This is a genomic window from Cupriavidus sp. CuC1 (genome assembly GCF_044627735.1).
Classification (GTDB): domain Bacteria; phylum Pseudomonadota; class Gammaproteobacteria; order Burkholderiales; family Burkholderiaceae; genus Cupriavidus; species Cupriavidus ulmosensis.
On sequence record NZ_JBIUHC010000025.1, the window covers coordinates 21,298 to 43,403 of the forward strand.

A 22,106-nucleotide genomic window follows, 5' to 3' on the forward strand; every position below is an offset into this window, starting at 1 on the left:
TGGCGCGGGCATGACTTGCGCAGGCTGTCCGCTACTCCGCTACAGGCTGTTTTCCGGGGCTTGCTCGCCGGGCTGCGGCGGAATGACGGGCACGGCGGTGGGCGATGCCACGGTGGGCGCCGCATCCCGGAGCGACGCCGGCGCCGCGTCGAACGCGCGCCACTGATTCGCCGTCAGCACTTGCAGCGGCCGGTAGCGTGCCTTGTAGGCCATCTTGCGGCTATCGGCGATCCAGTAGCCCAGGTACAGGTGCGGCAAGGCGAGCTCGCGGGCCTGCTGGATCTGCCACAGGATGTTGTAGGTGCCGTAGCTGGCGTGCACCTCCAGCGGATCGTAGAAGGTGTAGACCGAGGACAAGCCATCGTCGAGCACGTCGATCATGCTGACCATGCGCAGCCGGCCGGCCTCGGGCGAGCCCGGCGGCTCGCGGAATTCGACCAGCCGCGAGTTGACCCGGCTTTGCAGCAGGAATTGCTCGTACTGGTCGCGGCTGTCCTGGTCCATGCCGCCGCCGGCGTGGCGCATTGACTGGTACAGCAGGTAGAGCGCATAGTGCTCTTCGACGTAGGTCAGCGGCGCCACCAGGGCCTGCAGTTTGCCGTGCTGGCGCCAGGCCCGGCGCTGGCTGCGGTCCGGGCGGAACTGGTCCACCACCACGCGGCATGGCGTGCAGGCGTGGCATTCATCGCAATAGGGACGGTAGGTAAAGATGCCGCTGCGCCGGAAGCCCGCGCGCACCAGCCGCGAATAGACATCGGCGTTGATCAGGTGGGCGGGCGTGGCCACCTGCGAGCGCGCCATGCGGCCATCGAGGTAGCTGCAAGCATAGGGTGCCGTAGCGTAGAACTGCAGCGCGGAAAGGGGTAGTTCCTTTAGCTTGCTCATGTGTCTGCAACGGCCAGGGATGAAACAGCAACGCGGGAAAGCCGATGGCGCGGCGACCTGACCTTGCGGCGAGTGGACGACGTCGTGTGCCTTATGGCTGCGCCTGCGTCCATCTCTCCAGCACCGTCTTGTCAAAACCCCACGGCACGATATCCGGCTGGCGGGTGGCAATGCGGATATGGGCCGCGAACTCCGCACGCGGGATGGGACTCGCGCCGAGCGAAGCCAGGTGATCGGTTTCCTGCTGGCAGTCTATCATCGCCACGCCGTGGTTGCCGAGGAACGCGCACAGCGCGGCCAGGGCGATCTTGGAGGCATCGGTGCGCCGCGCGAACATCGATTCGCCGTAGAACATCCGCCCGAGCGCCACGCCATACAGGCCGCCCGCGCGCTCGCCCTGGTACCAGGCCTCCACGCAATGGGCCAGGCCGTTACGGTGCAACGCACCATAGGCGGCGATGATGTCCTCTGTGATCCAGGTACCATGCTGGCCATCGCGCGGGGTTTCGGCGCAGGCCTGCATCACGGCGATAAAGTCGTCGTCGACGCGGATTTCCCAGTCCGGGTCGCGCAGTACGCGCTTGAGGGTCTTGCGAAAGGTGCTGGAAACGCGCAGCGCCTGCGGCGGCAGCACCATGCGGGGGTCGGTGCTCCACCACAGCACCGGCTGGCCTTCGGCATACCAGGGAAAGATGCCCTGCCGGTAAGCCAGCAACAGGCGCTGGGCCGACAACTCGCGGCTGGCCGCAAGCAGGCCGGGCGCGTCGGAGCCCGGGCCGAGCGCACGCTCGACCGGCGGGAACGGATCATGCGGATCCAGCCAGGTGATCATGCAGGGAGTGCGGGCAACGCGCCCGTGTTCAGGGTTCGACCGTGGCCCGGGTGGTCAGCGGGCGCATCGGCTTGTCGATATCCAGGCTGTGCAGGCGGAAGGTGCCGTCGGCCAGCCGTCCCGCCGCGCGATCCGCGAAGAAACAGCGCAGCGAATGGATCACGGTGGGGAAGGCCAGTTCATCCCAGGGCACATCGGCTTCCTCGACCAGCTTCACCTCCAGGCTTTCCTCGCCCGCGGAGATGTCCAGGTCCTCCAGTGTCGCCAGGTAGAACATATGCACCTGATGCACATGCGGCACATTCAGGATGGAGAACAACTCGCCAACCTGCACCCGTGCCCCGGCTTCCTCCAGCGTCTCGCGAGCGGCGCCCTGCGCGGTGGTCTCACCGATTTCCATGAAGCCAGCCGGCAGCGTCCAGAAGCCGTAGCGCGGCTCGATGGCGCGCTTGCACAGCAGGACCTTGTCCTCCCACACGGGAATGGTGCCGACCACATTGCGCGGGTTGACGTAGTGGATGGTGCTGCAGTTGTCGCACACTGAGCGCAGGCGCGAGTCGCCTTCAGGGATGCGCAGCACGACCGCATGGCCGCAGTTCGAGCAGAATTTCATGAGGGGCGTCCGGGAGGAATGGCGAAAGTGTATCACCGCCGATGGGGGCTGCCGGGGGTGCGATGCTAGTTTGGGGAAGGTCTGCGTGCGCAGTCGCGCCTATGTAGAGAGCTGGGCGCACAAAACAAAAAACGCCCGTGCAGGGCGTTGTTGTGCGTTGTGGTTTTGCGCTCGACAGCCGATGGCATTGTCATGCATGGCTTTGGTTGCGGGGGCAGGACTTGAACCTGCGACCTTCGGGTTATGAGCCCGACGAGCTGCCAACTGCTCCACCCCGCGTCCGTCGAAGAAAAAGATTATAAGGTAAATCCTGTCGCAGTGCAACAGCCAATTGCGCCAGAAAGGTAAAGGGCGCAAGAACTCGCCCCGATAAGGAGCGCGGCCGCAATGGCGCGCCGGCAGTCAGGCCTGGCCGGGGCTGACCTTGCTGCGCTGCCAGGTGCTGGCGGCAAACTGGTAACTGTCCCGCTGCAGCAGGTCGTCGCGTTGCCAGATGACGCGGTCCGGCCGTACGGTCAGCATCCAGGTGGTGGTGATGCGTGGTTGCGGTTCAGCGAAGGCGCGCGGGCTCAGCAGTGCGGCGCAAGCACCGTGCTCCGGGTCGCGTACCGAGGTGTAGCGGATCATGCCGAGGCCGGCTTCCCGGGCCGTGCGGGCCAGGGCCTGGCAGGCGTCATAGTGATCGGGATCGGTCCACTTCGCTGCGTCTTCGGCAAAGGGCGGGGCGTCGAGCGCGATGCCGTCAGTGCGCACGCTGACCTGGAACAGGGTGTGGGGCCGGGCGTCGATGCGCGGCAGCGCCGGGCTGTCGAGCAGGAAGCGCCAGCGCCAGTAGCCAAGCTCCGCGCAGGCGGTGCGGATGTCGTCCGCGCCGTAGAACACGCCAGAATCCTGCTCGGCGCGAAAGCGCGAGCCCCAGGGCGAGGGCGGGTAGCGAAAGGGTGTGAACAGAAGATAGTGGAGGTGGCGTGCGTCGGCGGGCACCGCGGGCTTGCCGGCGTCCAGCACGGCTTCCAGCACGGCTTGCTCCTCCAGGCTGTCGACCAGCGGCATGGTAGATACCACATGCTGGGCCTCTACCGCGCGCCAGAGCGTGAGCGCAAACGGCTTGCGCTCAGACGCGACCGCGGGTGGCATCCAGATAGTGAACGACACGTACCAGGCCCTCGGTTGTGCGGATCAGGTCGAGCGGCTTGCCGCCCAACGCCAGGTTTTCGTTGGCCAGCCAGAGGCGGGCCTGGTCGCTGTGGCCGAGGATGGCGTCGAGCGAGCGGAACAGGCGCACGAACAGCACGCCGAACTCCCATTCCTTGCGATGCGCATCGAGCACATAGCCCCCGGAAGCCATTCGGGACACGGAGGCGGTGCTGATGCCCAGCACGTTGGCCACGCCTGCCTGGCTGATGCCAAGGAAGCCGGCCGCACGCATGACCGCCTTGGTGAGGGTGGTGCCGGGGTCCGGACTGCCGGCAGGAAGATGCTCGGGGACTTGCCTGGGTTGCATCGCCTCGCTCCTGTTTCTTCAGAAACATTATAGGCGGTTCGTTTCGTAAGGGAAGCAGTAAAACGCCACCACTATCTGCATGGTTTGGTGGCCTCGCCCACTGCAGAATGCTCGCCTGTCCTGTATATGACTTTTCTGCGGCGCACTGAGTTGCGAGGGTGCCGGGAGCGCTGGAGCAGGCCCGCGGCCGGATCAGTACGTCTCGATATGCAGCCGTCCCTCCGTCTTCATGGTGGCTTCCAGTTCACTCCAGGCCAGGCCGGCGCTGGCGCAGACTTCCCCGAACGCAGCCAGCACGCCGTCTTCCATCCCCTTGAGGCCGCAGATATAGACATGGCCGTGCGGGTCGTTCAGCAGCCCCGCCACGCGGGCGCCGGCTTCGCGGATGGCGTCCTGCACATAACGCCGGGGCTGGCCGGGATCGCGCGAGAAGGCGAGATGGATATCGAGGAAGCTCGGCGGCAGTTTCATCAACGGCCCGAAGTAGGGCAGTTCCCGCGCATTGCGCGCGCCGAAGAACAGCATGCGCTGCCCGTCGAACTGCTCGAGGTTGCGCCGCATGTGCTCCGTCATGGCGCGCATCGGGGCCGAGCCGGTACCGGTGCAGATCATCATCACGCTGGCTTCGCGGTGGTTCGGCATCAGGAAGGTGGTGCCGAACGGGCCGACCACGCGCACTTCGTCGCCGCGCGCGAGGTCGCACAGGAAGTTGGATGCCACGCCGCGCACCGGCTGCCCTTCATGATCCTGCTCGACGCGCTTCACCGTCAGCGCCAGGTTGTTGTAGCCCGGCCGTTCGCCGTCGCGCGGGCTGGCGATCGAATACATGCGGATGTAGTGCGGCTTGCCGGTGGCGTCGGTGCCGGGCGGCACGATGCCGATGGCCTGACCTTCCAGCACCGGGAAAAAGTGCTGACCGAAATCCAGCACGATGTGATGCACATCGCTCGATGCGTCGTTTGCGGTCAGGCGGTAGTTGCCGGCCACGGTGGCGGTGACGGGGGCGCGCACGCCGTGCAGGTTGACGGACGGATGCGCCGCCGACCACGGCGCCTTGGGCGAGGTATGCCGGCTGGTTTCCACTTGCTGGGTTTGCGGCTCCTGCCCGGTTTCCGGGGAAGCCGGATCCGGCGCGCTCTCGAACCCGGTGTCCGCGGCCAAGGGCAGGCTGGCGGGGAGTTCGTCCCACAGCAACTGCGCCTCGATCGGATACGCCTCGCTTTTCAGCATCGTGCGCCAGTTGTCGATCGCGCCGGTGGGGCACGGCCCCAGGCAGGCGCCGCAGCCGTTGCACACGTCGGCCCTGACCACGTAGTTGCGATCGTCATGGGTGATCGCGTCGATCGGGCAGGTGTCTTCGCAGGTATTGCAGCGGATGCAGATCTCGGGGTCGATCAGGTGCTGCTTGATGATGTCGGGGGCGCCCATCTCTTTGGTCTCCTTGGCGCGCGGCCGGTCTGGCGCCGGCGCTGCGCCGCATGTTGCCTGTGGGTCAGTCAGGGTGAGTTGCAGAGTGAGTTGCAGGGTCAGTTGAAGCGCACGTACTCGAAATCCATCGGCTGGCGGTTGACGCCGACCATCGGCGGCGCGATCCAGTTGGCGTACTTGCCGGGCTCGGTGACCCGGCCCATCAGCGACGCCACGAAGGCGCGGTCTTCGTCCGTCGCCAGCCAGTTGCGCTCGCCCGCCTGCCATTGCGCTTCGGTGAGAAGCTCGCCCGTCGGCGAGACATGGACGTTGGCCAGGCTGCCGATCTTGCGGTTGAACGCCTTGTGCGGCACCGTCATGCGGAATGCGATGCCGTGCTTTTCGATCACCTTGTTCCAGCGCGCCACGCCGCCGAGCGTGTCCTTGACGTAGTCGTCGCGCAGCACCTCGTTGAGCGCGTTGAGCATGGGCACCTCGCGCTCGCCCAGGCGGCCGTCGGTGACGTCGAGGATGCGGTACACGTCGCCCTTGAGCACGTGATCGTCGTCGCGCTTGCCTTCCTCGAAGCGGCCCTTGAGCCCGGCGCTGTAGAAGGTAGCGGCATTGGACGACTGGTCGGCACCGAACAGGTCGATGGTCACGCTGTAGTGGAAGTTGAGGTAGCGCTGGATGGTCTCGAGGTCGATCACGCCGGCGGCGCGCACGTCCGCGGGATCCTGGATATCGCGTTCGCGCATCACTTCGCAGGTGCGCTGGATCACGCGGGAGATGCCGGATTCTCCCACGAACATATGATGGGCTTCTTCGGTCAGCATGAAGCGCGTGGTGCGCGCCAGCGGGTCGAAGCTGGATTCGGCCAGCGCGCAGAGCTGGAACTTGCCGTCGCGATCGGTGAAGTGGGTGAACATGAAGAAGGCCAGCCAGTCGGGCGTGCGCTCGTTGAAGGCGCCCAGGATGCGCGGGTTGTCCTCGTCGCCGGAGCGCCGTCCCAGCAGCGCCTCGGCCTCTTCCCGCCCGTCGCGCCCGAAATGGCGATGCAACAGGTACACCATGGCCCACAGGTGGCGGCCTTCTTCCACGTTGACCTGGAACAGGTTGCGCAAGTCGTAGAGCGAGGGGCAGGTCATGCCCAGGTGGCGTTGCTGCTCGACCGAGGCCGGCTCGGTATCGCCCTGGGTGACGATGATGCGGCGCAGGTTGGCGCGATGCTCGCCCGGTACTTCCTGCCAGGCCGCCTCGCCCTTGTGCTCGCCGAAATGGATGCGGCGCGCCGGGTCGGCGGGCTGGAGGAAGATGCCCCAGCGATAGTCCGGCATCTTGACGTGGTCGAAGTGCGCCCAGCCGGAAGGATCGACAGATACTGCCGTGCGCAGGTAGACATCGTGCTGGTGCGAGCCTTCGGGCCCCATGTCGCGCCACCAGTCGAGAAAGGCGGGCTGCCAGTGTTCGAGCGCGCGCTGCAGCGCGCGGTCGTCGGACAGGTTGACGTTGTTCGGGATCTTCTGGCTGTAGTCGATGCTCACTGGGTGTCTCCTTGTCTTGTTTTTTTTGTTGCGTGGACGGCTGGATGGCTGGGTGGATGGGCTCAGACGCGGTCCCAGTCGAAGCGGGCCTTGTTGCCCGAGCCAAACACCTTGAGCGCGCCTTGCTCGCCCACGGCGTTGGGCCGGTTGAAGATCCAGTTCTGCCAGGCGGTGAGCCGGCCGAAGATGCGGGTCTCCATGGTTTCCACCGGCCCGAAGCGCAGGTTGGCTTCGAGCCCCGTCAAGGCGTCCGGCGACAGGCTGGCCCGCTCCTCGATGGCGATGCGGATTTCGTCTTCCCAGTCGATGTCGTCGGGCGTGGCGGTGACGAGGCCGAGCGAGGCGGCGTTGATGGCGTCGAGCGGCGCGCCGATATGATCCTGCACGGCCTGGATCGCCACCTCATCCTGATAGAAGCGCGCGGCCAGCCGCGTCAGCCCGTTGACGCTCGGATAGCGGCCGAAATTGGCGCTGCTGGCGAACACGCGCGGCGCGTCGTCCGGCGCGTCGGGCAGATGCAGCATATAGCTGCGGTCGGCCGCCAGGGCCAGCTCCAGCAAGGTGCCGGCAAAGCAGGAATCCGGCTCGATCAGCGCGAACAGGGTGCGCGACGACACCTCCAGGCGCGCCAGCGTGCGGCGCAGCATGCCGATGGTTTCGCGCACGAACCAGTGGCCGGCATACGTGTCCAGCAGGGCGTCGGTGGCCAGTACCTGATGGGGATCGCCCTCGGTCTTGAGGATCCACATGCCGATGTCGAGATGGTTGGCGCGCAGCGTGAGGATGGCGTCGTCAAGTTCGCGCGCCATCTTCAGTGGCCACCAGCCGGGGCCGGCGGCAAGGATCGCGGCCAGCGTCTGCGGCTGGTGCTTACCCGGCCCGAATACCGTCAGCGTGGCCTTGCGGGCATGCTGGTCGATGTGTACCTGGATCGTGTCGTAGCGGTAGCCGTGCGCATCCTGGCTGCGCGACAGCGGCGTGAGCTTCACGCCATCCTGGCCGGCAGGCCGGTCGCTCTGCGCGGCGAGCGCAAGCGCGCGCTGTTGCACGTGCTCCGCGAAGCGCGCCGGCTTGACCACGGCATCGACCAGCTTCCAGTCGTGCGCCCGCTGCCCGCGCACGCCCTCGGTGGTGGTGCAGAAGATGTCGGCGTGGTCGCGCCGCACGCGGCGCTTGTCGGTGATGCGCGTGAGCCCGCCGGTGCCCGGCAGCACGCCTAGCAGCGGCACTTCGGGCAGGCTGACGGCCGAGGAGCGGTCGTCGACCAGCACGATCTCGTCGCAGGCCAGTGCCAGCTCATAGCCGCCACCGGCGGTGGTGCCGTTGCAGGCCGCGATGAACTTCAGCCCGGAGTGGCGGCTGGCGTCCTCGATGCCGTTGCGGGTTTCGTTGGTGAACTTGCAGAAGTTCACCTTCCAGGCGTGCGATGACTTGCCGAGCATGAAGATGTTGGCGCCCGAACAGAAAATGCGGTCCTTGGCGCTGGTGAGGACCACGGTGCGCACTTCCGGGTGCTCGAAACGGATGCGCTGCACGGCATCGTGCAATTCGATGTCCACGCCAAGGTCGTAAGAGTTCAGCTTGAGCGCATAGCCGGGGCGCAGGCCGCCGTCCTCGTCGACATCCATGGACAGCGTGGCCACCGGGCCGTCGAACGCCAGTTTCCAGTGGCGGTATTGCGCGGGGTCGCGCTCAAAGGTGACGGGGGCTTGTTCGGTGGCAGTGGGATCGTTGGGAGCGGCCGGGGCGGACATCGTGGTCTCCTTTATGCACTATATTGTCGATCATCCTTCGTGATGAAATATAGTGCACAACGGCCGCCGGCGCAATCCTTGCGCGATGTCCAGGCGCCAATCACGTGCCAATTACGCGCCAATCACGCGCCAATGACTCGCAGATGGGCACGCAAGGCTTGCAGGGAGGTAGTGGGATCCTGGCCGCTGGTGTCGATCGTCACGTCCGCGCGGGAGTACAGCGGAGTGCGCGCCAGCAGGATGCGGCGCAAATCGTCCATGGCTTCGCGGTTGCCTTCCATCGGGCGCATATCGCCCTGCGCCACCACCCGTGCCATGTGTTCCTCGGGCGAGGTCTTCACCCAGACCGTGTAGCAGCGTGCCAGCAGCAGGTTGAAGGTGGAGGGCTCCGAGACCAGGCTGCCGGGCGTGGCCAGCACCATGCGGTCGTTCTCGCGCAGCACGCGTTCGAGCGCGCGCATCTCGTAGCGGCGGTAGGCGGCCTGCCCGTAGAGTGAGTGGATCTCGGCCAGGCTGGCGCCGGCTTCCTGCTCGATGACACCGTTGAGTTCGACGAAGGGCACTTCCATGGCCGCGGCCAGCGCCCGCCCGAGGGTGGACTTGCCGGCGCCACGCAGTCCGATCAGCGTAATGCGGCGATGGCGCGCATCATGGGACGCGCTGGGCGCCAGGGCTTGGTGGCAAGCCTCGCGCACACGCGACAGGTCGGCCGCGGGCAGTTGCGCCAGCCATTGCACCAGTTGGGAGAACTCCGAGGCCGGCTGGCCACCGGCAGCGTGCTGCGTTTCCATCTCCGCCAGCACTACCGGCAACGGCACATCCAGCGCGCGCGCCACCTGGCGCAGTAGCAGCACGGACGCATTGCCGGTGCCGGTTTCCAGGTTGGCGAGGTAGCGCTCGGACACCTCCGCGCCGCGCGCGAGGTCCTTGCGTGACATGCCCCGCGCTGCGCGCAGCGAGCGGATGCGCTCGCCGAGTTGCGTCAGGTAGGGATCGCGCTCGCCGGCAGGGCGGGCGTCGGTGGAGTCGGGGGCCAGCATTGAGTCTGGATCGCGGCGCATGGCGGGCGGATTCGGATGGGAATGAGATCGGTTGGGGCCAGGATCGGGGTTGCGATTATAAGGGACGCAGCCTTCGTGTCATATAGTGCATTTCTCTGCTTGCATAATAGTTGATATGCAATAAAATGCATCGACAAATGCAGGTCAAGAAGAAAAAACACAAAGAATCACGACAAACCTGACTCCGTCCCAAGGCGAAGTGCGACCGGGGGACGGCATCGAGGAGTGGAGACATGACGCCCCCAATTGCATCCCCGTCCCCGGCGGCTGATGCGACCGCTGTGGCCATTTCAGTGCTGCCGGCCCGCTACAACGCCGCCGCCGACCTGCTGTCGCGCAATCTGACGGCGGGCCGTGCCGACAAGACCGCCTACGTGGACGATGCCGGCTCGCTCAGTTTCGCCGCGCTCGACCAGCGCAGCCGGCGCTTTGCCGCGGCCCTGCTGCATGCCGGGATCCGCCCCGAGGAGCGCCTGCTGCTGTGTTCGCTCGACACCATCGATTTCCCCACGGTGTTCCTCGGCTGCCTGCTGGCCGGCGTGGTGCCCGTGGCTGTCAACACCCTGCTGACCGTCGACGACTACGCGTACATGCTGGAGCACAGCGGCGCGCGCTCAACTGTGGTCTCGGCGCCGCTGGCCTGCGTCATGCGCGATGCCATCGGCAAGGCTGGCACCGCGCCCGCGCTGATCCTCGCCGCACCGGATGCAGGCAGCGCCGGCCCGGGACCGAGCGTGGCCGAGATGGCCGGGCAGGGCGTGCCGCTGGAAGGCGCTGCCGCCACCCGGCCGGACGACATCGCATTCTGGCTGTATTCGTCCGGCTCCACGGGGCGTCCCAAGGGCACCGTGCACACGCATGGCAACCTGTTCCATACCGCCGATCTCTATGCGCGCCAGGTGCTTGGCCTGCGCGAGGATGACGTGGTTTTTTCCGCGGCGAAGCTGTTCTTCGCCTATGGCCTGGGCAATGCGCTGACCTTTCCGCTGGCGGTTGGCGCCACCACCGTGCTGATGGCCGAACGCCCGACGCCGCAGGCGGTATTTCGCCGGCTGCGCGAGCAACGCCCGACCGTGTTCTGCGGCGTGCCCACGCTCTACGCCGGCATGCTGGCCGCGAGCGACCTGCCGGCACGGCCGGACGTTTCGCTGCGCGTATGCACCTCGGCGGGCGAGGCGCTGCCCAAGGATATCGGCGACCGTTTCCACGCACATTTTGGCTGCGACATCCTCGATGGCATCGGCTCCACGGAGATGCTGCATATCTTCCTGTCGAACCGTCCCTGCGATGTGCGCTACGGCACCACCGGCAAGCCGGTTCCCGGCTATGCGCTGAGGCTGCTCGATGAAGCGGGCCAGCCCTGCGCGCAGGGCGAGATCGGCGACCTCTTTATCAAGGGCCCGAGCGCCGCGCTGATGTACTGGGGCAACCGTGACAAGACCCGCGACACCTTCGTGGGCGAATGGACCCGCAGCGGCGACAAGTACCTGCAGGATGCGGATGGCTATTTCATCTACGCCGGGCGCAGCGACGACATGCTCAAGGTGGGCGGCATCTACGTCTCGCCATTCGAGGTCGAGGCCGTGCTGGCCTTGCACCCTGCCGTGCTGGAGGCCGCGGTGATCGGCGTGGCTGACGCGGACGAACTGGTCAAGCCGAAAGCCTTCGTGGTGCTGCGCCCCGGCCAGTCCTGGCACGACGGCATGGCGGCGGAGCTGCAGGCGTTCGTCAAGTCGCGGCTGGCCCCGTACAAGTATCCGCGCCAGATCGAGTGCGTGGCCGAGTTGCCAAAGACGGCCACCGGCAAGATCCAGCGCTTTCGACTGCGCCAGCGCGAGGAGGCTGCGCAGGCGGCCACCGCAGGCGCCACACCGGGGCCGGCGATCGTGCCGGCAACGACCGAATGATGATGAAAGGCAAGGGCATGCAAAGCGAGTTGGTGGAAATCCCGTTCGACGGACGCCGTATCCAGGTGGAGATCCAGTGGCTGCGGCCAGAGCGCCACGAGCGCCCGCTGGTGGTCTTCCTGCACGAAGGGCTGGGCTCGATCAGCATGTGGCGCGATTATCCCGCCATGCTGTGCGAGGCCGGCGACTTTCGCGGGCTGGTGCTGTCGCGCTATGGCTATGGGCGCTCGACCCCGCGTCCCGCCGTGGAAAAGTGGGGCGTCGACTATATGCACCGCCAGGCGCGCGAGGCCCTGCCGGCGCTGTTCGACGCACTCGAGATCGGGCCCGGCCGCAAACGTGGCAAGCCTTGGCTGTTCGGCCACAGCGACGGCGGCTCGATCGCACTGATCCATGCCGCGAGCTTTCCGCAGGCGGTAGACGGCATCACCGTGCTGGCGCCGCATACCCTGGTCGAGGATGTCTCTGTGAGCAGCATCCAGGCCACGCGCGAGGCTTACCTGCAGACGGATCTGCGCAGCAAGCTGGCGCGCCACCACGACGATGTGGATTCCGCCTTCTGGGGCTGGAACGATATTTGGCTCGATCCGGCGTTCCGCGCCTTCGACCTGCGTCCGTTGCTGTCGGAGATCCATTGTCCCGTGCTGGCGGTGCAGGGCGAGGACGACGAGTACGGCACCATGGCGCAGATTGAGGGTATCCATCGATATGCGCCACAAACCGTCCTGCTTAAACTCCCACGATGCGGCCACTCGCCACACCGCGACCAGCCGGGGCCGTTGACGGACGCGGCGGTCAGGTTTATAACGGCACATACTTCATACCTAAAATAATTCCGCGCCCCCATGCGCGTCGGCCTGCAGTTCCCCCGTCTGGCAGCTAGCGAGGTCTGCGAATGCCGCGAACGGATGGGAGCCCCGCAGGCTGGCGATGCCGGCCCGGGCGACGGAAGTCGGCTTGACCACCAGGAGACATCCATGCATCGCTTCACATCGCGCGGGCTGGCCCCCGCATGCCTAGCCATCGCTGCATCCCTTGCCTTCGCCGCGGGCGCCAATGCCCAGGGCACCGGCAAGATCAAGGTTGGCTTCATGCTGCCTTACACGGGCACCTATGCATCGCTGGGCAACGCCATCGAGAATGGCTTCAAGATGTACGTGCAGGAGCAGGGCGGCAAGCTGGGCGGGCGGGAGATCGAGTACTTCAAGGTGGACGACGAGTCCGATCCGGCCAAGTCGCCGGAGAACGCCACCAAGCTGATCAAGCGCGACCAGGTCGATGTGGTGGTGGGCACGGTGCACTCGGGCGTGCAGATGGGCATCGTCAAGGTGGCCAAGGAAAACAACACGCTGCTGATCATTCCCAACGCGGGCGTGGATGAAGCCACCGGCCCGCTGTGCGGCCCCAATATCTTCCGTTCCTCGTTCTCGAACTGGCAGCCGGGCTACGCCATGGGCCACGTGCTGGCCGAGCGCGGCATGAAGAAAGTGGTCACGCTGACGTGGAAATACGCAGCCGGGGAGCAGTCGGTCAAGGGCTTCAAGGAAGCCTTCGAGGCCAAGGGCGGCAAGGTGGTGAAGGAGTTGAGCCTGCCGTTCCCCAACGTGGAATTCCAGGCGTTGATCACCGAGGTTGCATCGATCAAGCCCGATGCGGTCTTCGTGTTCTTCGCCGGCGGCGGCGCCGTGAAATTCGTCAAGGACTGGGCCGCGGCGGGCCTCAAGGACAAGATCCCGCTCTACGCGTCGGGCTTCCTCACTGACGGCACGCTGGAGGCGCAGGGCGCCGCAGCGCAAGGCATCGAAACCACGCTGCACTATGCCGACGGCCTGTCCAACCCGCGCGACAAGAGTTTCCGCCTGGAATACGCCAAGGCCTACAAGCTGCAGCCTGATGTGTACGCCGTGCAGGGCTACGACGCCGCCCAGTTGCTGGCTGCCGGCGCCAGCGCGGTCAAGGGTGACATGAGCAAGAAGGCCGAGGTCATCAAGGCGATGGAGCAGACCAAGGTGGATAGCCCGCGCGGTGCTTTCACGCTGTCGAAGGCGCACAATCCGGTGCAGGATTTCTACCTGCGCAAGGTCGATGGCCGCGAGAACAAGCTGGGCGGCGTCGCGGTGAAGGCGCTGGCCGACCCCGCGCGCGGCTGCCGGCTTTGAGCGGTTGAACGCAGTGGCCCGCCGCCGCCAAGGCGCCGGGCCGAAGTCCGGCCCGGCGCCTCTTGGCGGGCCGCATACCGCAACCGAGTTGCCGCTTTGCCGCATGGATATCCATGGATATCGTTTCCTTCTTCATTCAGTGCCTTAACAGCATCCAGTACGGCTTGCTGCTCTTTCTTGTCGCGAGCGGCCTGACGTTGATCTTCGGCATCATGGGCGTGATCAACCTCGCCCACGGCAGCTTCTACATGCTGGGCGCCTACCTGGCCTTCACGCTGGCCGGGCTGACCGGCAGCCTGCTGATCGCCATTCCGCTGGGCATCGTGCTGGCGGTGGCGTTCGGCTATGTGCTGGAATGGGTGTTCTTCAGCTATCTCTACGAGCGCGAGCATCTCCAGCAGGTGCTGATGACCTACGGGCTCATCCTCGTGTTCGAGGAACTGCGCAGCATCCTGGTGGATGACGACGTACATGGCGTGACTGTGCCGGCCATGCTCGACTGGTCGCTGCCGATCGGCAATGACATGACCTATCCGGTCTATCGCCTGTTTATCTCCGCGATCTGCCTGCTGGTGGCCGCGGCCATGTACCTGGTGATCCGCCGTACACGGCTTGGCATGATGATTCGCGCTGGCGCTACCAATCGCGAGATGGTGCAGTCGCTGGGCATCAACGTCACGGTGCTGTACCGCTTCGTGTTTGCGCTGGGCGTGGCCCTGGCGGTGCTGGCCGGCATGATCGCCGCGCCGGTGTCCTCGGTCTATCCCGGCATGGGCAGCCAGGTGCTGATCGTGTGCTTCGTGGTGGTGGTGATCGGTGGCATCGGCTCGGTCAAGGGGGCCATGGTGGCCTCGCTGCTGCTAGGTTTCGTCGATACCTTCGGCAAGGTGTTCTGGCAGGAGGCCTCCGGCGTGCTGGTCTATCTGCTGATGGCACTCATCCTGCTCTGGAAACCCCAGGGCTTGTTCAAGGCGGGGTAGGGATATGCCGAGCGATACCAATGCATTGGACGGCCCGGTGCGCGCGCGCACCGGGCCCATGCCCTGGCTGGGCGGACTGGGCTGGCTGGTGGCGTTTGCGGTGCTGGCGGTGCTGCCGCTGCTGCTGAATTCGGATGGGCAGCGTTTTTATATCGAGCTGCTCAGCAAGGTCATGATCATGGCCATCTTCGCGCTGTCGCTGCAGCTGCTGATCGGCTACACCGGGCTGGTCAGCCTGGGCCACGCGGCCTACTTCGCCATGGCCGCCTACGCCACCGCGATGATGGCGCCGCAGGCCGGTCCGGGCAACGGCTGGCTATTGCTGCTGGGCGCGCTTGGCGCGGCGGCGCTGCTGGCGCTGGTGGTGGGGGCGCTGGTGCTGCGCACGCGCGGCATCTATTTCATCATGGTCACGCTGGCGTTCGCGCAGATGGTGTATTTCGTCTTTCACGACACCAAGATCGCGGGCGGCAGCGACGGTACCTATATCTACTTCCGGCCGGAGTTCGGCCTGCTGGGGGCGCACCCGTTCGACGTGAACGACGTCACGCATTTCTACTGGCTGGTGCTCGGCGCGCTGGTGCTCACGGTGGCGGGGCTGGCGGTGGTGCTGCGCTCGCGCTTCGGCCATGCGCTGGTGGGCATCAAGCATAACGAGCAGCGCATGCGTGCCGCCGGCTATGCCACCTATCGCTACCAGCTTGGCGCATTCGTGGTGGCCGGCACCTTTGCCGGCCTGGCGGGCTACCTGTATGCCATCCAGTACGGCTTCGTCAATCCGGAGATCGCGTCCTGGCACCAGTCCGGCAACGCCATGCTGATGGTGATCCTGGGTGGCGCCGGCAGCCTGGCGGGCGCGGTGCTCGGGGCCTTCTCCTTCGTCTTGCTCGCCGAGTGGTTCAGCACGCTGACCAAGCACTGGCAGTTGCTGATGGGCGGCTTTGTCATCGTGGCGGTGGCCTTGCTGCCGCATGGACTGATCAGCCTGGCCCGTGGTGTCGCGCGCCGGCGCGAAGGAGGATCCCGATGAACGCACCCGTACCTGCACCGGTCTTGTCGGCCCGCAAGCTGACGCGCCGCTTTGGTGGCCTCACCGCGGTGGGCGACGTGGACCTGGACCTGGCCTTGCACGAGATCCATGCGGTGATCGGCACCAATGGCGCGGGCAAGTCCACGCTGATCAATATGCTGTCGGGCGAACTGCCGCCTTCGTCGGGCGCGCTGCAATTGCAGGGGCGCGACGTGACCGGCTGGTCGCAGCCGCGCCTGGCGCGCGAGGGCGTGGGCCGCAGCTACCAGCGCAACAATATCTTCCTGCCGCTGACGGTGCGCGAGAACTGCCGCCTGGCGGCGCAGTCGCGCACGCAGCGGGCCTGGCGGCTGTGGGAGGGCGCGCAGCGCTGCCGCACCAGCCGCGCGCTGGGCGACGAAGCCCTGGAGTGCGCCGGCCTGGCTGGCTGTGCGGGTACCGTTGCCGCGGCGCTGTCGCATGGCCAGAAGCGCCAGCTCGAGGTGGCGATGTGCCTGGCCACCCAGCCCACCGTCCTGCTGCTGGATGAGCCTTTGGCCGGCATGGGTGCGGAGGAGTCGGCGCGCATGCTTGCGCTGTTGCGTTCGCTGCGCGATGGCCATGCGGTGCTGCTGGTCGAGCACGACATGGAGGCAGTGTTCTCGATCGCGGACCGGATCACGGTAATGGTCAACGGCACCGTGATCGCTTCGGGCGATCCCGACGCGATCCGTGTCAATCGCGAAGTCCAGCAGGCTTACCTGGGCGAGGACGGTGAGGACGGCGAGGACGGGGCAGTCTCCCGTCAACCGGCCCTGCATGGGGAGCAGGCGGCATGAGCGCGCAAAGCGAGATGATTGCGGCACGCGGCGTGCATGCCTGGTATGGCAGCAGCCATGTCCTGCGCGGGATCGATTTCAGCGTCGGCGCAGGCGAGACCGTGGGCTTGCTGGGGCGCAACGGCATGGGCAAGAGCACGCTGCTGCGCACCCTGCTTGGCCATGTGCGGCAGCGCAAGGGCACCATCCTCGCCGCCGGGCGCGACGTCTCCCGCGCGCAGCCGTATGAAGTGGCGCGCCTGGGCGTGGCCTATGTGCCCGAAGGACGGGGCATCTTCCCCAATCTATCGGTGCGCGAGAACCTCTTGATGGCGGCGCGCAAAGGGCCGTCTGGCCGGATGGACTGGGACGAGGCAAGGGTGCTGGACCTGTTCCCGCGCCTCAAGGAGCGCCTTGGCCACGGCGGGCAGCAACTGTCCGGCGGCGAGCAGCAGATGCTGTCGATCGGCCGGGCCCTGATGACCAACCCCGACTGCCTGATCCTGGATGAGGCGACCGAAGGGCTGGCGCCGCGCATTGTCGCCGAGATCTGGCAGGTCATTGCCACCGTGCGCGCCACCGGCATTGCGTCCGTGGTGGTGGATCGCAACTACCGTACGGTGCTGGCCAATGCCGATCGCGTGGTGGTCCTGGAAAAGGGCATGGTCGTCATGAACGGGCCTGCGGCCGAACTGGCGGTGGACCCCGGCTTGCTGGACCGCTATCTTGGCGTCTGATCGGCGCCTGATCGGCGCTTGTTTGTGACTAAATGCGCATAATCTGTGGCCGTGCAGCAACGTGCGAATCCCCCTATTCGTATGCAATTTGGTGGTCCACCCCGCGCAAGCGCTTGACCAGGCGGGACTTCCCTCGCATGCTTGCCACGTCACCAGCACCAGGCAGGTTCCTCAAGGCAGGATGCTCCCTAGTGGTCGTCACCCGGCACTTCATCTAGAATGGCGCGCGTTTGTGCAATGCAATAGCGGCGCGGTGCCGTTGCGCCATCTCAGGCGCACATACCGTGCGCCGATGCCGTTGCACGAGCCTTTCAACCTTACCTTTATCCATGACCCAGCCCGCATCCAGTCATTATTTCGTCGAAAGTCCCAGCAAGCGAGCGCTGGTGATCGGGGCGATCGGCGTCGTCTTCGGCGATATCGGTACCAGCCCTTTGTACGCCCTGAAGGAGTGCTTCAGCACCGAGCACGGCATCCCCTTTAGCGAAGCCGCTGTCATGGGCATCATCTCCATGTTGTTCTGGGCGATGATCATCGTGGTGTCGCTCAAGTACGTGATGTTCGTCATGCGCGCCGACAACGACGGCGAGGGCGGCATCCTGGCCCTGATGGCGCTGGCGCTGCGTACCGCGGCGCCGCGCTCGCGCATGGCAAAGCTGCTGATGATGTTCGGCATCTTCGGCGCCTGCATGTTCTATGGCGACGCGGTGATTACCCCGGCGATCTCGGTCCTGTCCGCGGTGGAGGGCCTGGAGATCGCCGCGCCCGGGCTGTCGCACTTCGTCATACCGATCACGCTGGTGATCCTCGTGGCCCTGTTCATGATCCAGCGCAGCGGCACCGCCGCCGTGGGCAAGCTGTTCGGGCCCATCATGATGGTGTGGTTCCTGGCGCTCGGCGCCCTGGGCGTGTACCACATGATGCATGTGCCCACGATCCTGATGGCAGTCAACCCGTACTATGCGGTGACCTTCCTGATGGAGCATTCGCTGCAGGCGTTCGTGGTGCTCGGCTCGGTGTTCCTGGTGCTGACCGGCGCCGAAGCGCTGTACGCGGACATGGGCCACTTTGGCATCCGGCCGATCCGCACGGGCTGGTTCGCGGTGGTCATGCCGTGCCTGATGCTGAACTATTTTGGCCAGGGCGCGATGCTGCTGCAGAACCCCGAAGCCATCAGCAACCCGTTCTACCTGATGGTGCCGCAGCCCCTGCTGATGCCCATGGTGCTGCTGGCCACGGGCGCCACGGTGATCGCCTCGCAGGCCGTCATCTCGGGCGCCTTCTCGCTGACCAGCCAGGCCATCCAGCTGGGCTTCGTGCCGCGCATGCGCATCCGCTACACCTCGGCTGCTGAAATCGGCCAGATCTACCTGCCGGTCATCAACTGGATCCTGCTGGTGCTGGTGGTGATCGTGGTGGTGGCCTTCAAGAAGTCCGACAACCTGGCGGCCGCCTACGGTATCGCGGTGACGACCACCATGGTGATCACCACATTCCTGGCTGCCGTGGTCATGCGCAATGTGTGGAAGTGGAACCCGGTCCTGGTGACCTTGATCGGCCTGACGTTCCTACTGGTCGACCTGGCATTTTTCTCGGCCAACCTGCTCAAGATCGCCGAGGGCGGCTGGTTCCCGCTGCTGATGGGCGCCACCGCCTTCTTCCTGCTGATGACCTGGCACAGCGGGCGCAAGCTGCTGCGCGCACGCAGCCTGGAAGATGGCATTCCGCTTGAGCCGTTTATCGGCGGCCTGCTGGCGCACCCGCCGCATCGGGTCGAAGGCACGGCCGTATTCCTGACCGGCAACACCGAGTCGGTACCGGTCTCGCTGCTGCACAACCTCAAGCACAACCGCGTGCTGCATGAGCGCGTGGTGTTCCTGAGCTTTGTCACGCGCGACGTGCCCTATGTGGACGATGACCATCGCCTGACCTGCAAGGATCTTGGCGGCGGCGTGTTCATCCTCAAGTCCGAGTACGGCTTCAAGGAAACGCCGGATGTGCAGCGGGTGCTGGACCTGGCCCAGCGCAAGCTCAACATGCAGTTCGAGCTGATGGAGACCTCGTTCTTCATCGCCCGCGAATCGGTGATTCCGTCGAAGCTGCCGGGCATGTCGATGTGGCGCGAAAGCCTGTTTGCCTGGATGCATCAGAACGGCGCCAAGCCCTCGGACTTCTTCCAGATTCCGGCTAACCGGGTGGTCGAGCTGGGGACCAAGGTGGAGATCTGACGGCTGCGCCCTCGGTTCGCATGGCGTAGTTTCGGCTTGGATAGCCTCACTTGATGCCCGAGGGCTGCAAAATTCTTTGACGTCGGGATTTTGTAGCCCTCGGGCATCGCCCGCGGCAAGAAAAAAAGCCCCTGTGCATGGCACAGGGGCTTTTTACGTCAGCCGCGCGATGCTCAGCGCTTGAGCTTGGCGAAGGCCGCCGCCATGGCGCCGGACGGCTCCTCGCGGCGCTGGCCGCCACCGAAGCCCTTGCCTTGGCCGGGGCGCTGGCCCTGACCCTGGCGCGGTGCATTGCCGCGGTCCGTCTGGCCCGCGCGCGCCGGGCCCTGGCCGGGTTCGTCATCCAGGCGCATGGTCAGGCCAATGCGGTTGCGCTTGACGTCCACCTCCATCACCTTGACCTTGACGATCTGGCCAGCCTTGACCGCTTCGTGCGCGTCCTTGATGAACTTGGTGGACAGGGCGGAGATGTGGACCAGTCCGTCCTGGTGCACGCCGATATCGACGAACGCGCCAAAGGCGGCAACGTTGGTGACCACGCCTTCGAGGACCATGCCCGGCTGCAGGTGCTTGATGTCTTCCACGCCGTCCTGGAAGGTGGCGGTCTTGAACTCGGGGCGCGGATCGCGGCCGGGCTTTTCCAGTTCGGAAAGGATGTCGCGCACCGTCGGCAGGCCGAAGGTCTCGTCGGTGAAGGTGGTCGGCGACAGGCCGCGCAGCGCATCGCGATTGCCCATGACATCCGGCAGGCCCTTCTTGATATGGTCCAGGATGCGCTTGACCACAGGATAGGCTTCCGGGTGGACCGAGGAGCGGTCCAGCGGATTGTCGCCGTCGTTGACGCGCAGGAAGCCGGCGGCTTGCTCGAACGTCTTGTCGCCCAGGCGCGGCACCTTCTTGAGCGCGGCGCGATTGGGGAAGGCGCCGTTGGCATCGCGGTACTCGACGATATTGCGCGCCAGCACCGTGTTCAGGCCGGACACGCGGGCCAGCAGCGGGGCCGAGGCGGTATTCACGTCCACGCCCACGGCGTTCACGCAGTCCTCCACCACGGCGTCCAGCGCGCGGGCCAGCTCGCGCTGGTTCACGTCATGCTGGTACTGGCCCACGCCGATCGATTTCGGATCGATCTTGACGAGTTCCGCCAGCGGATCCTGCAGGCGGCGAGCGATCGAGACCGCGCCACGGATCGACACGTCGAGGTCCGGGAATTCCTTGGCGGCCAGCTCGGATGCGGAGTAGACCGAGGCGCCGGCTTCGCTGACCACGATCTTGGTCAGCTTGGCCTCGGGCAACGCCTTCATCAGGTCCAGCACCAGCTTGTCGGTTTCGCGGCTGGCGGTGCCATTGCCGATCGAGACCAGCATGACATTGTGCTGCTTGGCCATGCGCGCCAGCGTGGCGAGCGAGCCGTTCCAGTCGCGGCGCGGCTCGTGCGGGTAGATGGTGGCGGTGTCGATCAGCTTGCCGGTGGCGTCGACCACGGCCACCTTGCAGCCGGTGCGGATGCCCGGGTCGATGCCCATCACGGACTTCGGGCCAGCCGGCGCGGCCAGCAGCAGCTCGTGCAGGTTGCGGCCGAACACCTTGATGGCTTCGCCCTCGGCGGTTTCGCGCAGCTGGGTCAGCAGCTCGGTTTCGAGGTGCGGCTGCACCTTGACGCGCCAGCACCAGCGGCAGACATCGGCCAGCCACTTGTCGGCCGGGCGGTTCTGGTTCTGGATGCCGACATGGCGCGCGATCATGCCTTCGCACGGGTGCGGCACCATGGCGTCCTGTTCCTCGCCCAGGCCGAGCTTGACCATCAGCACGCCGGCATTGCGGCCGCGGAACAGCGCCAGCGCGCGGTGGGACGGGATGGTGCGGATGGTTTCGCTGTATTCGTAGTAGTCGCGGAATTTTTCCTCTTCCGCGCCTTCCTTGCCTTCCATCACCGACGAGGTGACCAGGCCATTGCTCCACAGGTGCTCGCGTACCTTGCCGAGCAGTTCGGCGGTTTCGCCAAACTGTTCCGACAGGATGTCGCGCGCGCCATCCAGCGCGGCCTTGATGTCCGGCACGCCGCCGTCGGCGGTGGGGTTGCCGTTGACGTACTTGGCGGCCTCGGCCTGCGGGTCCAGCGTGGGGTCGGCCAGCAGCGCGAGCGCCAGCGGCTCCAGCCCGCATTCGCGGGCGATCTGGGCGCGGGTGCGACGCTTGGGCTTGTAGGGCAGGTAGAGATCTTCCAGGACCTGCTTGGTCTCTGCGCCTTCGACGGCTGCGCGCAGTTCGGGCGTCAGCTTGCCCTGTTCCTCGATCGAGGCGAGGATGGTGGCGCGGCGCTCTTCCATCTCGCGCAGATAGAGCAGGCGTTCTTCCAGGTTACGCAGATGCGTGTCGTCCAGGTTGCCGGTCACTTCCTTACGATAGCGCGCAATGAACGGCACGGTCGCGCCTTCGTCGAGCAGTTCTACGGCCGCCGCCACCTGGCGGGGTTGGACGGACAGTTCGGCCGCGATGAGCGACACGATCTTTTGCATGACGGAAGCTGGCAGAGTGGACATCAGGAAAACAGTCGGTCGAAAGCGGGGCATTTTGCCACAAGCTTGGCGCCCCGCGGCGGGGTGCTTGGGGCGGGGGGCTGCCTGCGTGACCCGGGGTGCCCGCAGGGGCGATGGCGCGGCGTGAG

The 22,106-nt window shown here is 66.0% G+C and carries 18 protein-coding genes and 1 tRNA gene; 8 read left to right on the plus strand and 11 right to left on the minus strand.

Annotated features, from left to right (window positions below; translation table 11 throughout):
* Positions 1-39: 39 nt before the first annotated feature.
* The 10 genes from ACGLHR_RS13435 to ACGLHR_RS13480 form a co-directional block, all read right to left on the minus strand.
* The gene (locus ACGLHR_RS13435; RefSeq protein ID WP_318232637.1) at positions 40-885 is read right to left on the minus strand and encodes an arginyltransferase; all 846 of its coding nucleotides are present in this window, start codon (positions 883-885) and stop codon (positions 40-42) included.
* A 91-nt stretch (positions 886-976) separates the two neighbouring features.
* Entirely contained in the window at positions 977-1,717 is a 741-nt protein-coding gene (aat, locus tag ACGLHR_RS13440) for a leucyl/phenylalanyl-tRNA--protein transferase (RefSeq protein ID WP_318232636.1), read from the minus strand.
* Positions 1,718-1,745: 28 nt separating this feature from the next.
* Positions 1,746-2,330 (minus strand): NUDIX hydrolase, encoded by a 585-nt coding sequence (locus ACGLHR_RS13445; protein WP_174422706.1) that lies wholly within the window; start codon positions 2,328-2,330, stop codon positions 1,746-1,748.
* Between the two features lie 203 nt (positions 2,331-2,533).
* Positions 2,534-2,609, minus strand: a tRNA-Met gene (locus ACGLHR_RS13450).
* Positions 2,610-2,732: 123 nt separating this feature from the next.
* Positions 2,733-3,485: an RES family NAD+ phosphorylase gene (locus ACGLHR_RS13455; RefSeq protein WP_400094401.1), complete on the minus strand. Its 753-nt coding sequence runs from the start codon at positions 3,483-3,485 to the stop codon at positions 2,733-2,735.
* Positions 3,445-3,834 (minus strand): MbcA/ParS/Xre antitoxin family protein, encoded by a 390-nt coding sequence (locus ACGLHR_RS13460; protein ID WP_035860093.1) that lies wholly within the window; start codon positions 3,832-3,834, stop codon positions 3,445-3,447. Before ACGLHR_RS13460 ends, ACGLHR_RS13455 begins: the two co-directional genes overlap by 41 nt.
* Before the next feature lie 192 nt (positions 3,835-4,026).
* Entirely contained in the window at positions 4,027-5,262 is a 1,236-nt protein-coding gene (gene boxA / locus ACGLHR_RS13465) for a benzoyl-CoA 2,3-epoxidase subunit BoxA (protein WP_400094403.1), read from the minus strand.
* 98 nt (positions 5,263-5,360) lie between these two features.
* On the minus strand, positions 5,361-6,785 hold the full coding sequence (boxB, locus tag ACGLHR_RS13470; RefSeq protein WP_400094405.1) for a benzoyl-CoA 2,3-epoxidase subunit BoxB: 1,425 nt from the start codon (positions 6,783-6,785) through the stop codon (positions 5,361-5,363).
* Between the two features lie 62 nt (positions 6,786-6,847).
* Positions 6,848-8,539 (minus strand): 2,3-epoxybenzoyl-CoA dihydrolase, encoded by a 1,692-nt coding sequence (boxC, locus tag ACGLHR_RS13475; protein ID WP_400094406.1) that lies wholly within the window; start codon positions 8,537-8,539, stop codon positions 6,848-6,850.
* A gap of 122 nt (positions 8,540-8,661) precedes the next feature.
* Positions 8,662-9,600 (minus strand): helix-turn-helix transcriptional regulator, encoded by a 939-nt coding sequence (locus tag ACGLHR_RS13480; RefSeq protein WP_267606270.1) that lies wholly within the window; start codon positions 9,598-9,600, stop codon positions 8,662-8,664.
* A gap of 233 nt (positions 9,601-9,833) precedes the next feature.
* On the opposite strand from ACGLHR_RS13480, the gene ACGLHR_RS13485 reads away from it, so the two are divergent.
* From ACGLHR_RS13485 to ACGLHR_RS13520, 8 genes are all read left to right on the plus strand, one after another.
* Positions 9,834-11,507 carry a benzoate-CoA ligase family protein gene (locus tag ACGLHR_RS13485; RefSeq protein WP_400094407.1) on the plus strand — a complete coding sequence of 558 codons (1,674 nt, stop codon included), beginning with the start codon at positions 9,834-9,836 and terminating at the stop codon, positions 11,505-11,507.
* Positions 11,508-11,524: 17 nt separating this feature from the next.
* Positions 11,525-12,340 carry an alpha/beta fold hydrolase gene (locus ACGLHR_RS13490; protein ID WP_400094459.1) on the plus strand — a complete coding sequence of 272 codons (816 nt, stop codon included), beginning with the start codon at positions 11,525-11,527 and terminating at the stop codon, positions 12,338-12,340.
* A gap of 144 nt (positions 12,341-12,484) precedes the next feature.
* Complete coding sequence (locus tag ACGLHR_RS13495) at positions 12,485-13,666, plus strand: ABC transporter substrate-binding protein (RefSeq protein ID WP_318232628.1); 1,182 nt, start codon at positions 12,485-12,487, stop codon at positions 13,664-13,666.
* A 113-nt stretch (positions 13,667-13,779) separates the two neighbouring features.
* Positions 13,780-14,646 (plus strand): branched-chain amino acid ABC transporter permease, encoded by an 867-nt coding sequence (locus tag ACGLHR_RS13500; protein WP_400094409.1) that lies wholly within the window; start codon positions 13,780-13,782, stop codon positions 14,644-14,646.
* A gap of 58 nt (positions 14,647-14,704) precedes the next feature.
* Entirely contained in the window at positions 14,705-15,676 is a 972-nt protein-coding gene (locus tag ACGLHR_RS13505) for a branched-chain amino acid ABC transporter permease (protein WP_318232677.1), read from the plus strand.
* On the plus strand, positions 15,673-16,494 hold the full coding sequence (locus tag ACGLHR_RS13510; protein ID WP_400094411.1) for an ABC transporter ATP-binding protein: 822 nt from the start codon (positions 15,673-15,675) through the stop codon (positions 16,492-16,494). The genes ACGLHR_RS13505 and ACGLHR_RS13510 overlap by 4 nt, the downstream gene beginning before the upstream one ends.
* Positions 16,491-17,210: an ABC transporter ATP-binding protein gene (locus tag ACGLHR_RS13515; protein WP_400094412.1), complete on the plus strand. Its 720-nt coding sequence runs from the start codon at positions 16,491-16,493 to the stop codon at positions 17,208-17,210. Before ACGLHR_RS13510 ends, ACGLHR_RS13515 begins: the two co-directional genes overlap by 4 nt.
* A gap of 329 nt (positions 17,211-17,539) precedes the next feature.
* Positions 17,540-19,438 carry a potassium transporter Kup gene (locus tag ACGLHR_RS13520; protein WP_400094414.1) on the plus strand — a complete coding sequence of 633 codons (1,899 nt, stop codon included), beginning with the start codon at positions 17,540-17,542 and terminating at the stop codon, positions 19,436-19,438.
* A 173-nt stretch (positions 19,439-19,611) separates the two neighbouring features.
* On the opposite strand, the gene ACGLHR_RS13525 is transcribed toward ACGLHR_RS13520, so the two are convergent.
* Positions 19,612-21,981: a Tex family protein gene (locus ACGLHR_RS13525; protein WP_318232624.1), complete on the minus strand. Its 2,370-nt coding sequence runs from the start codon at positions 21,979-21,981 to the stop codon at positions 19,612-19,614.
* Positions 21,982-22,106: the final 125 nt, after the last annotated feature.